At 36.2% G+C, this 14,575-nt stretch carries 19 protein-coding genes and 1 pseudogene; 3 read left to right on the top strand and 17 right to left on the bottom strand.

Annotation, left to right across the window (positions count from 1 at the left end; genetic code table 11):
* Position 1: 1 nt before the first annotated feature.
* The 3 genes and pseudogenes from yidD to rpmH all read right to left on the bottom strand — a co-directional run bounded on the left by yidD (position 2) and on the right by rpmH (position 798).
* Positions 2-343, bottom strand: a complete 342-nt coding sequence (gene yidD, locus CVT17_RS03815; protein WP_107770501.1) for a membrane protein insertion efficiency factor YidD — start codon at positions 341-343, stop codon at positions 2-4.
* Positions 340-676, bottom strand: a pseudogene (rnpA, locus tag CVT17_RS03810) (ribonuclease P protein component). The gene yidD and the pseudogene rnpA overlap by 4 nt, the downstream one beginning before the upstream one ends.
* Complete coding sequence (gene rpmH / locus CVT17_RS03805; protein WP_002940373.1) at positions 664-798, bottom strand: 50S ribosomal protein L34; 135 nt, start codon at positions 796-798, stop codon at positions 664-666. Before rpmH ends, rnpA begins: the two are co-directional and overlap by 13 nt.
* A gap of 122 nt (positions 799-920) precedes the next feature.
* Between rpmH and CVT17_RS03800 the strand changes: the two genes are divergently transcribed.
* Both CVT17_RS03800 and CVT17_RS03795 read left to right on the top strand, forming a co-directional pair.
* Complete coding sequence (locus CVT17_RS03800) at positions 921-1,574, top strand: uracil-DNA glycosylase family protein (RefSeq protein WP_107770502.1); 654 nt, start codon at positions 921-923, stop codon at positions 1,572-1,574.
* Positions 1,571-2,821, top strand: coding sequence for a hypothetical protein (locus CVT17_RS03795; RefSeq protein WP_107770503.1), 1,251 nt, complete (start codon positions 1,571-1,573; stop codon positions 2,819-2,821). The genes CVT17_RS03800 and CVT17_RS03795 overlap by 4 nt, the downstream gene beginning before the upstream one ends.
* Positions 2,822-2,865: 44 nt before the next feature.
* Here CVT17_RS03795 and CVT17_RS03790 read toward each other — a convergent pair whose 3' ends face one another.
* From CVT17_RS03790 to CVT17_RS03725, 14 genes are all read right to left on the bottom strand, one after another.
* Positions 2,866-3,255 carry a YbgC/FadM family acyl-CoA thioesterase gene (locus CVT17_RS03790; protein WP_072594906.1) on the bottom strand — a complete coding sequence of 130 codons (390 nt, stop codon included), beginning with the start codon at positions 3,253-3,255 and terminating at the stop codon, positions 2,866-2,868.
* Between the two features lie 9 nt (positions 3,256-3,264).
* Complete coding sequence (locus tag CVT17_RS03785; protein WP_159070452.1) at positions 3,265-3,417, bottom strand: hypothetical protein; 153 nt, start codon at positions 3,415-3,417, stop codon at positions 3,265-3,267.
* A 10-nt stretch (positions 3,418-3,427) separates the two neighbouring features.
* On the bottom strand, positions 3,428-4,621 hold the full coding sequence (locus tag CVT17_RS03780) for a Cj0814 family flagellar-dependent secreted protein (RefSeq protein WP_107770504.1): 1,194 nt from the start codon (positions 4,619-4,621) through the stop codon (positions 3,428-3,430).
* A gap of 116 nt (positions 4,622-4,737) precedes the next feature.
* Complete coding sequence (locus tag CVT17_RS03775) at positions 4,738-5,262, bottom strand: threonine/serine exporter family protein (RefSeq protein ID WP_107770505.1); 525 nt, start codon at positions 5,260-5,262, stop codon at positions 4,738-4,740.
* Positions 5,255-6,037 (bottom strand): threonine/serine ThrE exporter family protein, encoded by a 783-nt coding sequence (locus CVT17_RS03770; RefSeq protein ID WP_103600822.1) that lies wholly within the window; start codon positions 6,035-6,037, stop codon positions 5,255-5,257. Before CVT17_RS03770 ends, CVT17_RS03775 begins: the two co-directional genes overlap by 8 nt.
* Entirely contained in the window at positions 6,021-6,500 is a 480-nt protein-coding gene (locus CVT17_RS03765; protein WP_103604554.1) for a DUF4149 domain-containing protein, read from the bottom strand. Before CVT17_RS03765 ends, CVT17_RS03770 begins: the two co-directional genes overlap by 17 nt.
* Before the next feature lie 10 nt (positions 6,501-6,510).
* The gene (gene prmC, locus CVT17_RS03760) at positions 6,511-7,323 is read right to left on the bottom strand and encodes a peptide chain release factor N(5)-glutamine methyltransferase (protein ID WP_107858693.1); all 813 of its coding nucleotides are present in this window, start codon (positions 7,321-7,323) and stop codon (positions 6,511-6,513) included.
* A complete protein-coding gene (locus CVT17_RS03755) occupies positions 7,313-8,515 on the bottom strand; it encodes a M48 family metallopeptidase (RefSeq protein ID WP_107770507.1) in 1,203 nt (400 codons plus the stop codon). The genes prmC and CVT17_RS03755 overlap by 11 nt, the downstream gene beginning before the upstream one ends.
* 11 nt (positions 8,516-8,526) lie before the next feature.
* Positions 8,527-9,900 carry a sodium-dependent transporter gene (locus tag CVT17_RS03750; protein ID WP_107770508.1) on the bottom strand — a complete coding sequence of 458 codons (1,374 nt, stop codon included), beginning with the start codon at positions 9,898-9,900 and terminating at the stop codon, positions 8,527-8,529.
* 180 nt (positions 9,901-10,080) lie between these two features.
* Positions 10,081-10,521 carry a hypothetical protein gene (locus CVT17_RS03745; protein WP_107770509.1) on the bottom strand — a complete coding sequence of 147 codons (441 nt, stop codon included), beginning with the start codon at positions 10,519-10,521 and terminating at the stop codon, positions 10,081-10,083.
* A gap of 96 nt (positions 10,522-10,617) precedes the next feature.
* Entirely contained in the window at positions 10,618-11,418 is an 801-nt protein-coding gene (locus CVT17_RS03740) for a 3'-5' exonuclease (protein ID WP_107858694.1), read from the bottom strand.
* Positions 11,415-12,062: a ribulose-phosphate 3-epimerase gene (gene rpe / locus CVT17_RS03735; RefSeq protein ID WP_103576678.1), complete on the bottom strand. Its 648-nt coding sequence runs from the start codon at positions 12,060-12,062 to the stop codon at positions 11,415-11,417. Before rpe ends, CVT17_RS03740 begins: the two co-directional genes overlap by 4 nt.
* Positions 12,063-12,071: 9 nt before the next feature.
* Entirely contained in the window at positions 12,072-13,442 is a 1,371-nt protein-coding gene (locus tag CVT17_RS03730) for an anti-sigma factor antagonist (protein WP_107858695.1), read from the bottom strand.
* Positions 13,439-14,185: a hypothetical protein gene (locus tag CVT17_RS03725; RefSeq protein WP_107858696.1), complete on the bottom strand. Its 747-nt coding sequence runs from the start codon at positions 14,183-14,185 to the stop codon at positions 13,439-13,441. The genes CVT17_RS03730 and CVT17_RS03725 overlap by 4 nt, the downstream gene beginning before the upstream one ends.
* 176 nt (positions 14,186-14,361) lie before the next feature.
* Here CVT17_RS03725 and rpmB point away from each other — a divergent pair, with 176 nt between their 5' ends.
* Positions 14,362-14,553 carry a 50S ribosomal protein L28 gene (rpmB, locus tag CVT17_RS03720; protein WP_021090707.1) on the top strand — a complete coding sequence of 64 codons (192 nt, stop codon included), beginning with the start codon at positions 14,362-14,364 and terminating at the stop codon, positions 14,551-14,553.
* Positions 14,554-14,575 lie beyond the last annotated feature (22 nt).

The following is a 14,575-nucleotide window of genomic DNA, read 5'->3' as shown; positions in this document are numbered from 1 at the left end:
TTTAATTTTTTTCCTTTAATTTATCTAATACTTTTACGACATAAAATTTACTATTCCGACAAGGGACAAACCAAAAATTTACATTTTTGGTATCACTTTTTTGAGATATAAAACATAAGTTAAATTTTTTGTAGATGATTGGGTAATTGATACCGCCTTTAAAAAGCTGATTACATTTTAAAATTCGCATGAAGGTTGCAAAAAAAGCAGAAAAAAAACTATTTGTTTGAAATTCCCAAATCGCGTATTGTGAACAAGTCGGGTAATAGCGACAGCTTTTTGGTAGAAGTATGGAAATATATTTTTGATAAAAAGCGATAGCTTTAATCGCAATTTTTTTCATTTTAAACATCCCATTTTTTTTGTAGACCAACTTAAATTTTTACAAAATTTTTTCAAATGAAATTTCTGTAAGTCCATTTTTTGCGAGCATAATATATGTGCCATCTTTTAATTCACTAGAAATGTTAAAAAAAGCGGCTCTCAAAAGTCTTTTAGCTCTATTTCTAACTACCGCTTTTCCTACTTTTTTACTAGCAACTACTGCTATTTTTTTTTCATTTGTTGGTTTATAAAAAACAATGCAAGCATCACAATGCCACTTGCTAGCCTCTTTATAAACTTGAGAGAATTCTTTTGAGCCGCTTAACGACTCAAAACCAGCTAAGCAGCCAATCTTTTTCTACCTTTGGCACGTCTAGCGTTTATTACTTTTCGGCCATTTTTAGTTTTCATTCTTAAGCGAAAGCCGTGAGTGCGTTTTTTAGGGGTTTTATGAGGTTGATAAGTCCTTTTCATTTCTATCCTTAAAGTTAATATAAAAAGTGGAATTTTATCAAAGCAATACTTAAATTCCTTTGAATAACTTAGCTTAAAAAGTCACAACTCAAACTTTAAGCAAATCAAGTTATAATCCAAAAATGAATTTTAATAAAGACAATAGGCTTTTAAAAAAATTATTTTTCTTAAAACTAATTGGCTATAAGTTTATTGATAAAAATTTTCTTAGTATAAGCAATTATCATGATTACAACAATATTGATGAGCTAAACCGCGAAGTAAAAAAATGTTCTCTTTGTTCTTTGCGAAACAGCTCAAAAGGCGTAACAGCTGGCATCGGCAATGAAAATAGCAAAATCATGTTTATATTATTTTCTAAAAAAAATGATTCTTATGAAAATAACAGTAAAAAATTTTTAGAAAATGCCATAAAAAATAGTTTAAATTTAGATATAAAAGAAATTTATATAAGTTCTCTACTTCGGTGTGAAATTTCACAAAGTGATGATAAAAGTCCGATTTTAAGCCGTTCTATTGAACTTTGTCGTCCTTATTTGTTTGAAGAGATTAGACTGATAAAACCAAAGATAATTGTGACTTTAGGAGAGAAAGCTTTTATGCATTTATACCCAAATTTATTATTAAAAGGCGGATTTTCAAGCATAAGAGGTAGTATTTTAAAAAATGAAAATAGCCTTATTTTACCAACGTTTTCACCAGAGTGGATCAGCAAAAATCCTAGTTTTGAAAATATTTTTATAGATGATTTAAGAAAGATCAAAGGAGTGATATGAGAAAAATTTTACTTTTTTTAGCCATTTTTTCGACTATTTTTGCATCGCAAGATGAGATAAATTTTGAGAGTAATATTACAAAAAACCAAAGTCTATCAAGCATACCTCCAGCAAAGATTACTTATATAAATTTAGAACCAGATTTTTGTGATAATGCCTGCTTAAATGAGCTTATTAAGTCTGATTTACTGGCTAGTTTTATGGCAAGATTTGAGCCAGCAAAAATAGATGATAACACTCTTTTAGAGCTTTATATCTCTCTTGGTGGTGAAGCTATTTTAAAAGTTAATAAAAGCGGCAAAATCGCTGTAATCATCCCGCAAAAGATTATAAAATCTTATGCAAATGTTGTATCAAATGCTGTCTTAAGCTATGTCTTAAAGCAAGACGCAGATATCGAGATCAAATTTATAAATAGCAACGATGAAAGCCCACAAAGTCTTACGAATGCTATGCAAACGGCTAGAGCCCAAGGCTTTAATTATTTTATCGCAGCCCTTACATCAAATGGTGCAAACATTATAAATTCGCTAGTTCTATCAAATGAGCTTATCTACATTCCAAGCGTTCATAGCTCTTTTATCATAAATCCAAAGCCAAATTTGATCTTTGGTGGCATTGATTATAAAGACCAAATTTCAGCTTTGCTAGCTTACTCGAACGAAAAAATAGTTGCATTTGATGATGGTAGTTCATTAGGACAAAAGCTAAATGAATATGTCCGCATGCAAAGTAGCGATTATCATGAAGCCTCTATCGTAGGCAAAGATATAAATTTAAATGATACTTTAAGTAAAAAATCCAAATTTGATGACGCAAGTATATTTTTAAACATCCCAATCGTCAAAGCTTCTCTTGTAGCAACGCAGATGAGAGGCTTTGAGATAAAACCATACGCACTTTTAAGTACGCAGATAAATTTTTTACCAAATATCTTTAATGCCATCGCGCAAAGAGATAGACAAAATCTTTTCATTGCAAACTCACTAAATCCTATTAACGACTTATTTTTGGGGCTTGGTGATCTTTTTGATGTAGATTTTAGATATTCACAAATCGGCTATTCAAGTGCTTTTGGTGCCGAGTATATATATACAAATTTTATAGATAAAAGTGCTGATAGAATTTTTACCGAAAGAGTTGAAAACTCACAAGTTTTATATGGAGTTAAAATTTATAACGCAAAAGGCGACCACTTTGACGAAGCAAATCAAGAAATTTTGCTCGATCAAAACAGCTCAATGTAAAAGCAAAAAGTGGCTAAAGCTAAATTTCTAAACTTAACCACGATTTAAAATTTAGAATTCTCCAGAAATTTCTTTATCTCGTCATTTATCTTAGCAAGCTTCTCTTCTTTCATGAAAGCTAAAGTAATTGTTGCTCTAAAAAGTAGTTTTTCCGCATTTTTATCATCAAATTTATAAATTTCTTGCTCTAAAACAATACTTGCTTTTTTAATCTCCAATACCTTGCTTCGAACAAAAATTTCATCTCCAAGTACAGCAGAGGCGATAAATTTAGCCTCAAGCGACGAAACTACAAAGTATCCGCCCTCTTTTGTGAAATTTAATCCAGCCTGAAAAAATGCTTCACTTCTAGCTCGCTCGCAAAATTTAATATAGTTTGTATGATAGACTATGCCACCAGCATCGGTATCTTCGTAGTAGATTCTTATTTTCACGGTATTTCCTTAGACTTTTACATTAAGCCCAATTTTACTAAATTTTCTTAAAAGCCCCATTATATCCGCCTCTTTTTCCTCATGCGTCTTTAAATTTTGCCCGCGAGCGCCGCTAAAATCAAAATTTGCATTTGCGTTAAATCCGTTTACGCCGTTTATCATATTAATCCTTTCAAGCCTTTATATCCACGCTCTTAGCGTTAAATTTCATCATCGCCTCAAGTTCTTCTAAATTTTTTCTAGTATTTTGCTCTAGCTCTTTGTCGTATTTTCTGTTTTTATCCAGCATCTTTTGCGTTCGCTTTTCTTGCCTGGTTAGCTTTTCTAGGCGTTTTTGCGCCTCTTTCATATCCTCTTGCATTATTTCAAAGAGGCTTTTTGATTCTTTGCCGTCGGAAGTTATGTTAGAGTTGCCGCTTAAGGCAGTGCTACCGGGTAAAAGCGACTCTTGCATTTTTTGAAACGTTAGTACATATTCTCGGTAATCCTTGCTAAGCCCGTCAAGCTCGCTTCCTTTGATGCCGTAGATGTTGCGCGAATCAATAAAGGCGTCCAGCTTTTGTCTGTATTCTTTGCCGCTTATGTTTTTGTCATAACCTTGCATCTTGCCCCAAACCGTAGTTTCGCCCTCTCGTACACCTAAATTTGAGTTTATTACGGCTGCTATCAAGCCTCCTTTGGTTATACTACCGTCAGGGTTGGTGTATCTTTCGCCGTGAGGATTTATAAACACGCTCACATTTTCGCTCTCTTTGCCGCCGTTATTATTATCAAAGATATTGGTTGAAGGCTTATATTGCGGCGTTGTTGTTAACTCATGATATGAACTATTAAAAAATAGCGTTTCCATATTGGTTTTCCCGGACTTATCGTCAAATGCGCTACGTGCCGACGTATAGTCGTAGATGTTTTTATTTACTTTAGTTACTTTTAGACTTGATTTTTCGTACTCGTATCCTTGAGGAAATTTGGCGAGGTCTTCTTTGTTAAAACTTTCTTTGGAATTTAAAACGTCCTCGCCGACTACTTGGGATAAAATTTTATATGCATTGCCGACTGTTTTTGCTATGTCGATTTTTGAAAACATTTTATTAAATGCGATCGCTTTATCATTTACGTTCACGAGAGATTTTAAGGTATCAGAGTGGATTTTGTAGTCCTTTGGGATACCTGCGGCTTCGTTAAATTCGAACGTAAAATATCCGTCCGCACCTACTTTATAGCCTAAAACTTCGTTAAATTTGTGCTCGACCGTATCCGGCTGCGAGATTTCATTTTTATATATGATTTGACTCTTTATGCTATGTTTTTCATTTAGTTGAAAATTTTTAGCGACACTAGAAAATCCGCCGATACCGCTTAACATCATAAATCCTTTTAAAATTTGGTTTTAAGCTACATCGGCAAAATTGAGAAAATATCTAGTAAAAATAATAAAAACTATCAAAAAGCCATACAAAATTTCTATGCCGAAAGTTAAAATTACTCGCGCATCTTCCTCGCCGCTAGATCACACTTAGCGCCGCGAGTTATCATCAAGGACTGATCGTAAAATAAAATAAGCACCACCGAAACGCCCACGCCAAGGGCTAGCGAGACCGTCGTAGTCGTGATTGCGTTATCGAAAAATATGATTAGGTATTCGTTTTTCTTAGCGATATTAGGCTCGTTTAGAAACGAAAATAGCGCCAAAATACCCTTGTACGCGTAGACTCCCGGTACCATCGGCAAAAGCGCGGGAAACGCGATGATCTCGGCGGGCACTTTGAGCCGTTTAGCAAAGAGCATACCTAAAATCCCGCTTAAAAAAGAGACGATGAGCGTGGCTACGCTGATGTTAAAAAATCCCATCTGCATGATCCAAAAGCGGCTAGCGTGCGCAAACGCCGCAAGCAGTGCGCAAAAAGAGAGAGTCCTTTTAGGCGGCGAGCTAGCGTAGGCAAAGCCAAGCCCCGCCACCGCGGCAAAAGCGCCGTCTATGAGAGTCGCGGTCAAAAGCTCAAACATGTAAAATCTCCGCATTGCTAAGCGAGAGCGTGATATAGACGCCCACCGCGATGCAAAGTATCAGGATGCCCGTGCTCACGGCTCTGCTGATGCCTACAAGCGTGTTGTCGTTTAGGATGTCAAAGACCGAGTTTATGAGAAAAACGCCCGGCATCAAAAAGAGTATCGACGAGCCGATCGCCACGTCGCTAGTGTGCGTAAAGCCGTAAAATACGCCAAGATAGGCGATAAACGAGACCACGAACGAAACTAGGACGTACTGGATTTTTAAATTTACGCCCATTTTAGCAAGTGCAAATCTAAGGCTATAGCCCACGAGCGTCGCAAAAAATACGCAAGCTACCGAGCCCGCATCGCCGCCAAAAAGCCTGCAAAACGCCGCATTTGCAAGGCTTATTAAAATAAGCGAGCTTGTAAATTTATTTGCCCCGATGCGCATGACGCCCTCAAACTGCTCTTTTGCCTTCTCTAAGCTCAAATTTTCATCCAAAATCCGCCAGCTAAGCGACGAAAGCTCGGAAATACGGTTAAAGCTCACCTGCCCTAGCGGGATCTTTTTCACGTAGGTTCGGCGCAGGGAGTTGTCGGCCGAGTCCATGACGCTAATCGTAAAATACTTCACGAAAATCGTCACGCTAACGTCGTAGCCGTAGTGTTTAGCTATGCGATCTACGCACTTTTCTACGCGCGCTGTGTAGGTGCCAGCACTCACCATCGCACTCGTGTATTCGGCTAGAAAATTTGTTAAGACTTGAATATCAGGCTTTGCGTTCATTTTGGCTAATCTTAAATTTCACAAAAAATAAAATGATTTGTAAAACAAGCATGATTTTCATCACATATTCACTCGCGCTATGCATTTTGGCAAATTCAGCCGTCTGCGTCGCATCGACCCCCAAATTCTGAGCGTAAACTATAAAAGGCGTAAAGAAAAATACAAAGCTAAAAGCTAAAGCCAAATTTAAAAAAGCAAGCATTAACATGCTAAATTTTAGTGAAAAAATAAGCTTTTTTCTAAGATCAAATAGCTCACCAATCATTACAACTATGCTTACAAAAAGCAAAATATAATTAAATTTCAAAAATATCTTTGTCATCATTTGACCGCTCATAAAATGCGTAAGTATGCCATCTCCTATGATGTTCTGCGGAAAAAATATGACTGGCGCCACTAAAATACCAAGCGTTAGCTCAGCTCCTATAAGTACTGCCAAAAGCAAAAAATAAACTCCTCTCAAACTATCTCCTTTATATTTTTAACTTCGCGCAAAAGCCTCTATCAAAGCCAGCCAAATCTTTGTAAAAACTATACTCAAAACCATTGGCCTCTAAGAATTTTTGCATACTTGCTTTTTGATCATAACCCATCTCACAAGCAACGTTTTTGATATTGCGATCTTTGGCTATGAGAATAATGTCTTTTAAGATTTCATCTCCTACTTCGCCTCCAAAGAGTGCACTTTCTGGCTCATTTAGTACAAATCTACTAAGTTTATAGCTTCTTGCAATATATGGTGGATTTGAAACCAAAATATCAATATCTTCTAAAATTTCATCCACATAAGAGCAGTTTAAAAATTTGATCCTCCCACCTACATCAAATTTATCTGCATTTTTTTTAGCAAGTATCAAAGCTTTTTCATTAATGTCTGTCGCTACGATATTTGCCTTTGTTTTTAGAGCTAGCATGATACTAATAATGCCGCTTCCTGTGCCTATTTCTGCGATCTTTGATTCATTATATTCGCGTGAAATTTCTATTACTTTATCCACTAAAATTTCTGTTTCAGGCCTTGGAATAAGCACTCCGCTTTCCATGTAAAAATCAAGCCCATAAAAGCTAGCTTTACCAGTTATATATTCAAGAGGCTCGTAGTTTTCATACCTTTTAACTAGAGCGAAATAGCCGCTCTCATCAAATTCATTTTTTTGATTTAAAAATATCCATTCAATGCTTACATCAAGATAGTTCATAAGCAAAATTTTAGCCACTCTGCTTGGATTTTGACAAAGCGGGCTTAGCCTTAAACTAGCCTCTTTAAGAGCCTCTTCAATTTTCATTTTCCAGCTCGTTTATACGCTCAAAGAGGCTTGGGTGCGAATGATAGACGAACGCATAGAGCGGATGAGCCTTCGGGAAGGCCTTGTTTTCGCTGCCTAGTTTTTTTAGCGCGCTTATCATGTCGGTTTTGTTTGAGACATTGCCTGCGAATTTATCGGCGCCAAATTCATTCGCGCGGCTAAAATACGAGCTAACCGGCGAAAATAAAAATCCGAAAATCGGCGAAAAAAGTAGCAAAAACACGATCGTTCCGCCGCCTCCGCTATGAAGCCCAAGCGCTTGATACACTGCGTCAGGGATATTGCCGAATATTAAAAACATCGCAAGAAGCATAACCGCGCTTAGAGCTATCATTTTTAGGATATCTTTGTGCTTAAAGTGCCCCAGCTCATGCCCCAAAACGGCGATTATCTCCTCTAAGCTTAGTTTTTTTACGAGCGTGTCGAAAAGCACCACGCGCTTGGTCGCGCCAAGGCCGCCAAAATAGGCGTTTAAGCGGTTGTCGCGCTTGCTGGCGTCTATCGTAAAAACGCCGCTACTTTTAAACCCGCACCGCGCTAAAAGCCCTTCTATACGGCTTTTTAGCTCGCCATCTTCTAGCGGCTGCATTTTGTTAAAGATAGGCGCGATAAGCGTCGGGTAGATGAGATTTATAACAAGCGCGATGGCAAAGCTAAGCAAAAACGCCCAAAACCACCAAAAATCGCCCAAAAATCTAATGCAAAGCAGCACCAGCCACACAAATAGCGTGCCAAAAACCAGCGTCAGCGCGAGCGTTTTAAGCAGATCGAGCGCGAAAATTTTAGGCGTTACGTTTGAAAAGCCGAGCTTTTTGTCTTTGACGAAGGTTTCGTAGATATTTAGCGGCAGTTCTAGCAGCGACGAAACGAGCAAAAATACCATAACCATAAAGACGTTGTCACCTATATCTCCCGTTTTATAAGCATGCCCCGATATCGCGCCAAGCCCCCAGCACGCCCACATCATAAATATCGCGGCGTGATAAAGTAGGCCTGCTATCTCAAATTTTTGATTAGTTATTGCTGCGGCAGCGGCGGTTTCATACTCCCCCTGCTCTAGCACGACGGCTGGCTTTTTGGCCTCTGCGCGTATAAAATTTATCTGCAAAATCGCCAAAATCGCCTTTGCGGCGACGTAAAAAAAGTAAATACCGAGTAAAAAATAAAACATATTTTTACGCCCTATTTTAAAAAATTATCGTAAAACGAGCTAATAAAAAGCACCAAAATGATAAACGGTACGACGAATTTGATATACCAAAACCAGATATTTATTAGTTTTGCATGTTTTTCACTACCTTGCAAAATCTCTTTTTTTGCATCATCTTTTAGCACCCAACCTACGAATATTGCACAACCAAATGATGTAAATACAAAAAATATCGTTGCGCTTATTGCATCATATGCATCAAAAATATTCTTACCAAAAATGCTTACGTGACTTAGTATATTTGTGGCCATCAGCGAAGGCAAATTTCCTAAAACAAATATACCTCCAAGGACTAAAAATATTGCTTTCTTGCGTTTTATCTTAAATTTTTCTTGAAGTGTCGTGATTATTACTTCATATATTGGTAGCGATGTTGTAAGTGCAGCGATCATTAATAGTGTAAAAAACGCAACCGCAAAAAAACCACCAAATGGCATGTGAGAAAAAACAATTGGTAGTGATTTAAATACCAAACTTGGGCCACTATCTGGCGATACGCCGTAGCTAAAAAGAGAAGGAAATATCATAAAGCCTGCAAGCACAGCGATTACCGTATTTAAAATGCCTGTAATGATAGAAATTTTAACCAAACCCTCATCCTTTTTCACAAAGCTAGAAAGCGTGATCATCACACCAAAACCAAGCGAGAGCGCAAAAAATACCTGCCCCAAAACATCAACAAAAAGCTTTAAATTTATCTTTGAAAAGTTAGGTGTCAAGTAAAATTTTACGCCTTCTATTGCACCATCAAGCGTGATATTTTTAGCGATCATAATAAGCATTAAAATAAAAAGTAGTGGCATTAAAAATTTCGCTGATCGCTCGATACCGCCGACCGCACCCTGCACCAAAATAGCGTAATTAACCAGCACAAAAACAAGAGTCGCAAAGCTGATAGCAAGTGGATTGCTTACGATATTTTGCTCATAAAACGCACTTGTCTCCTCAAAACTAACCACATGCGAGAGATCAAGCAAACCAAATGAAATTTGGGCGATGTAGTTTAGCACCCAGCCACCAATAACCATGTAGTAAGCCATGATGCCAAAAGCACCGACAAGTCCCATCCAGCCAACGATCTGCCACTTTTTGCTGATCTTTTTACCATTTATCGATCCGCCAAAAGCATCCACGGCGTTGCATTTTAGGCGTCTGCCGATCGCGTTTTCGGCTAAAATCATCGGTATGCCGATCACGATCATCGCGATACAAAACACGAGTACATAGGCACCGCCGCCGTTTTGCCCGACTAAATACGGAAAACGCCACGTCGCACCAAAGCCAACCGTAGCTCCTGCAACAGCTAAAATGTATGTGAGCCTTGAACTCCAAGATTTTCTATCCATCTTTTTGCCTTTGTGAAAAATAGGGATTATATAAAAAAATTGATTAAATTTTGCTAGCAGCAGGCTTCATTAGCATGCAATCCTAACTTTTTGTTAATTTTAAGAATCTTTACGGAAAGAATTTGCTTTTGCGTTTTATCTTTATGGGTAAATTTAGACAACTGCTTAAAAATAAATTTATTAGTGCAAAACGCCAAATTCTACATATCCCTCCATCGCAATAAACAATATCCAGCCCTCCTTGGGACCACAAAAATAGTGATGCTCTGGGATATTTTCAACTATAAATTTTAAAAAATCGTAAAAATACTTGGGTGCAAATTTAATCTCTATGCTTGTTATATTGTCGCCGATGTAGCTTATCTCGCCACTTAAAATTTTACTTTTGATGCTTGGATTTGAGCTGAGGAATTTTTTAATGTCTGCAAAATTTTTATATTCAGCCGTTTTGTAATCTTTTAAATTTTGCAAAACTGGCTTTGAGCCAATGAAGGTAAAATTTTGCTCTATAAATTTCGCTCCATCATTACTCATGCACCAATTTTCACCAAATTTTGACAAAAAAGCGAGCATCTCATCGTCAGCTGAGATTAAATTTGAAACTAAATTTTTCTGGCTCATTTGCCTCCTTTTTTGTAAAATTTAGCAAACTGCCCATAAGCTTTTAAAAAAGATTAAATTTAGTAATTTTATATTTATTGTAGAGAATTTTTATCGCTAATTCGCACACAAAACTGGTTCAGGTTTTAGCTTCACGCTTGGAGCTGTTTTGCTAAAGTTTATGAGATCCTCTGTCGTTTGGATACTAAAAGGCAGGCGTGTGAGGCAGACTTTAAAAATTTCAGCCGCAGCTATTGCGTCGTTTAATGCTCTGTGGTGGGTATTGTTTATGCCAAGAAGCTCTTTTAGTGAGCCAAGTCCGTATTTTTGCGAAGCAATAGTGCGGCGACTAAGATCGATGGTACAAAGCTTTCTATTTAGCAACATGCCAAGACCGATCTCATTTAGGCTGTGAGAGATAAAGCCATAGTCAAAATTTACGTTATGAGCGATAAAGACGCTAGTTCCAAGAAAAATTTTAAACCGCTCAAGTACATTTAGTAAATTTGGCGCACCAACTAGATCGCTCGCCTTTATGCCGGTTAGCTCGGTGATATTTTCAGGCACCACATCAGCTGCCACAAAGCTTTCAAAACGCCCTATCTCAATGCCATTTTTCATTTTGATTGCACCGATTTCAATGATCTGTCCGCTCGTTGTACCACCAGTCGTTTCGATATCAACCACACAAAATTCCTGCTCGCTAATATCTCTAAATCTCGTGCCAAGCTCGATCTCATTCTCTTCATTTCTAGTGATGTCAAGCCCAAGAGTTCGCCACATATCAAGATCGCGCACGTCAATGAGTGATGAAATTTCTTCAATATCACTAAATCTTAAAATAAACTCATGATAGCTTAAATTTTGCCTAGCTAAAATTTCAATGCTATTTTCTAAACGCTGTTTTTTTGGTTTCAAAACTCAAGCTTTATGGCGCGAATGGCTTGTTCGTAAGAATTTGATGAGAAGATGTAGTTGCCAGCCACCAAGATATCAGCTCCAGCCTCTTCAAGATCAGGCGCATTTAGTCCGTTTACGCCGCCATCTACTTCGATCAGACACTTGGCGTTTTTTCGTTCTATCAGCTCTCTTAGCGCCCTTGTTTTTTCAAGCACGACTGGCATAAATTTCTGACCGCCAAAGCCAGGATTTACACTCATTAAAAGCACCATATCGACTTCATCAATGATATGCTCGATCGCACTAACTGGCGTATGCGGATTTAGCACGATGCCAGGGCTAACGTCATTTTTCCTGATGTGATCAATGAGTCTCATTGGGTGCTTCTCTTCTTCGATGTGAAAGGTTAGAAATTTTGGCTTTAGTGGTAAGAAAAGGTCGGCAAAAAACGAGTTATTTTCAACCATCAAATGTATATCAAGTGGCTTTGTAGCTGCCTTTGCAACGGCATTTACCACAACTGGTCCGATGGTTAAATTTGGCACAAAATGCCCATCCATAACATCAACATGCACCAGATCGCACCCAGCCTCGCAAATGGCTCTTATCTCAGCTGCCAAATTTCCAAAATCAGCCGATAAAATACTAGGTGCAACGTACATTTTTTCTCCTTATTTAGTTACAAATATAAAGCCAATTTCGTCATCTTTTGCATCTAGCCTATTCATAATACCTATACTATTGTGATCAAAAAAAACATCATCAGATAAAATTTTAGGCAAGCTAACTTTTGCTTTTATGCCTTTTTGCCAAAGATGAGTCAAAAATTTATCTGTAATGATACTAAAAATTTGAGAATATCCACTTAAATAATCATTTGAATCATCGCCTTCAGGCATAAAAATAGAGCAAATTTTGTCTAATTTATCTTTTTTTACTCCAAATAGCACTCTTGCATAAATATCGCCATAATACTGAACACAAATACGCAAGTAATCGCATTCATCCTCTATGTCAAGCGCACTAACTTTGGTATCAACACACAAAATTTCTTCTTCTGCTAACTGTGAGATAATTTTGCTCGCGATTTGCGTCACATAAGATGAAATTTGAGCCACACTCTTGTTGATATCTACTGGCTCTGCATCAAAGTCTCTTTTTTTAAGATAAAAAATGGTGTCATCTTTGTAAAAGTCATTTAAATTTTTATAGATAAATATATTTGCATCTTTAAGGTACGTTACTAATTCGATAGATAAATTTGCTTCGTTTATGCCACAAAGCGAAATAAATGCACCTGATCTTTTGCTAATGCTAGCAAGTTTGATTAGAAATTTTGCGCCTCTTATATTTAAAGCACCAGAAATATTTACCCATAAAATAAAAAATTTATATCCGATTTTTAGCATAATATCATGAGCTGACATATCAAAATCTTCAATAAAATCTGAATCCATAAAACTTTTTATGGCATAAACAACGACACCATCTTTTATAAAAGTATCTATCTGATTTTGCTTTAATCTCACATGATTTAGCTGTGACACTGCATAACTATATAAATTCTTTTTTTTATTAAACTCGGTTGCATCTCTAGCCTCAACCACATCAAGTGAGCGATTTTTGAGATAATTAGCTAAATAGTGCTTGTACTGCTCAGTTGAGTTATAAATGAAAACTTTATCTGCGTTATTTAGAAATTTATTTAAAAACAAGCTTGCAATGTTTTCACTTTCAAACATCGAAATATTTGAAATATTCTTAACTGTTTTCATCATCAATTCATAAAAAATTTCATTGTAATCGCAAATCGCAAATACCACGCCAAGCTTTTGCGCTTCTTCGCTTAAATTTTCAATTATTCTACCAAGCCAAACGGGGCTAAAAAATGTAACATTTTTTAGTGAGAGCAGTATAGCGCTGATGTCGCGCGATGAAATTTGGTTTATATATTTTTCACTTAATTTTAACGGAACATTCTCTGCTTCCAAAAAACCAAAAGGCCTTATAATTGCCATAGAACCATTAAAAGTTAATTTCATTTTTGTAGAGCTTTTTTAATAAATATAATGGTTTGCATCTCTGGATAAACATTGATATCTAAAATTTTATCAACTCCAAAATCATAAAATTCAGGCCTACTGGACTCATAAGAGAGCAAAATCTCAAAAACGCAAAGCATCTCTTTATCAATCTTGCTTAATGATTGTTTATTCATATTCATTGCTTTTAAAAAAATATCCCAAAGACTAAAGCCATATTTTTTTTGCAAAATTTTATTATAGCTTACATCAGAATACGAAATGATGTCTGACATGCAAGATGGAAATTTCGAAAATAAATTCTCACACACTATAATACAGGCTATAGAATACGGAGCAAGCGATAAATAGCTGTATCGTTTTTCTTTAAAAGAATTTAATACTTTTAGCCAATCTGATAAAATTTTAGCATTAAGCTCGATCAAATCAACGATTTTAAAATTAAATACCTTATAAATTTTTGGGGATTTTAAAAATATAAAATAAGAAAACACTATCGCTCTAAAAGTATCAATGCCAAGCATATTTGCTATTACTACCAAATCGTCGCCATCATAAGGAATATCAAATTTTGCACGTTTAAAAATGGAGTTAAAATAAGTTTTAAAAGATGCTATATTTTGTAAAGTAGTAACTGCCTCAGTTACATTACCAGCTAACAAGAAGTGTTCGATCTTTTCAAAAAGAGTTGGCATCTGTAAAACAAAATCAACATTTTTTTCGATCAACTCTTTACTAAGCATTTTGTATCACTCAAGATTTCTAAATATTTTTTGCTATTTATAATTTTATAGACAAAGTCGTTATTTTATCTAGATTATTAATAAAAATCAATTCTTTTAAAAAAAATCTATTTAAGCATTACTTTTGTTTGTTTTAGATAAAATCAGCAGAAATTTTTGTTTATGAAGGAAAAAAAATGTCAAAAAGATGTGCGATAACAGGCAAAGGACCGATGATAGGCAACAATGTGAGCCATGCTAACAATAAAACTAAAAGAAGATTCTTGCCAAATCTTAGAACGATTCGTGTTACACTAGAAGATGGTACTACAAGAAAGATAAAAGTTGCTGCTTCTACTCTAAGAACGATGAAGAAACAATCAAACTAAGAATATAAAATGAAGAGGAATT

Origin of the sequence: Campylobacter concisus (assembly GCF_003048775.2) — a bacterium.
Lineage (GTDB): Bacteria > Campylobacterota > Campylobacteria > Campylobacterales > Campylobacteraceae > Campylobacter_A > Campylobacter_A concisus_I.
This window is presented reverse-complemented; position numbering and strand designations above follow the sequence as displayed.

Excerpts from the sequence above, each read along its gene's own strand:
- yidD (WP_107770501.1), bottom strand. The coding sequence starts at position 343 with ATGAAAAAAATTGCGATTAAAGCTATCGCTTTTTATCAAAAATATATT.
- rpmH (WP_002940373.1), bottom strand. The coding sequence starts at position 798 with ATGAAAAGGACTTATCAACCTCATAAAACCCCTAAAAAACGCACTCAC.
- CVT17_RS03800 (WP_107770502.1), top strand. The coding sequence starts at position 921 with ATGAATTTTAATAAAGACAATAGGCTTTTAAAAAAATTATTTTTCTTA.
- CVT17_RS03795 (WP_107770503.1), top strand. The coding sequence starts at position 1,571 with ATGAGAAAAATTTTACTTTTTTTAGCCATTTTTTCGACTATTTTTGCA.
- CVT17_RS03785 (WP_159070452.1), bottom strand. The coding sequence starts at position 3,417 with ATGATAAACGGCGTAAACGGATTTAACGCAAATGCAAATTTTGATTTT.
- CVT17_RS03780 (WP_107770504.1), bottom strand. The coding sequence starts at position 4,621 with ATGTTAAGCGGTATCGGCGGATTTTCTAGTGTCGCTAAAAATTTTCAA.
- CVT17_RS03775 (WP_107770505.1), bottom strand. The coding sequence starts at position 5,262 with ATGTTTGAGCTTTTGACCGCGACTCTCATAGACGGCGCTTTTGCCGCG.
- CVT17_RS03770 (WP_103600822.1), bottom strand. The coding sequence starts at position 6,037 with ATGAACGCAAAGCCTGATATTCAAGTCTTAACAAATTTTCTAGCCGAA.
- prmC (WP_107858693.1), bottom strand. The coding sequence starts at position 7,323 with ATGAAAATTGAAGAGGCTCTTAAAGAGGCTAGTTTAAGGCTAAGCCCG.
- CVT17_RS03755 (WP_107770507.1), bottom strand. The coding sequence starts at position 8,515 with ATGTTTTATTTTTTACTCGGTATTTACTTTTTTTACGTCGCCGCAAAG.
- CVT17_RS03750 (WP_107770508.1), bottom strand. The coding sequence starts at position 9,900 with ATGGATAGAAAATCTTGGAGTTCAAGGCTCACATACATTTTAGCTGTT.
- CVT17_RS03745 (WP_107770509.1), bottom strand. The coding sequence starts at position 10,521 with ATGAGCCAGAAAAATTTAGTTTCAAATTTAATCTCAGCTGACGATGAG.
- rpe (WP_103576678.1), bottom strand. The coding sequence starts at position 12,062 with ATGTACGTTGCACCTAGTATTTTATCGGCTGATTTTGGAAATTTGGCA.
- CVT17_RS03730 (WP_107858695.1), bottom strand. The coding sequence starts at position 13,442 with ATGAAATTAACTTTTAATGGTTCTATGGCAATTATAAGGCCTTTTGGT.
- CVT17_RS03725 (WP_107858696.1), bottom strand. The coding sequence starts at position 14,185 with ATGCTTAGTAAAGAGTTGATCGAAAAAAATGTTGATTTTGTTTTACAG.
- rpmB (WP_021090707.1), top strand. The coding sequence starts at position 14,362 with ATGTCAAAAAGATGTGCGATAACAGGCAAAGGACCGATGATAGGCAAC.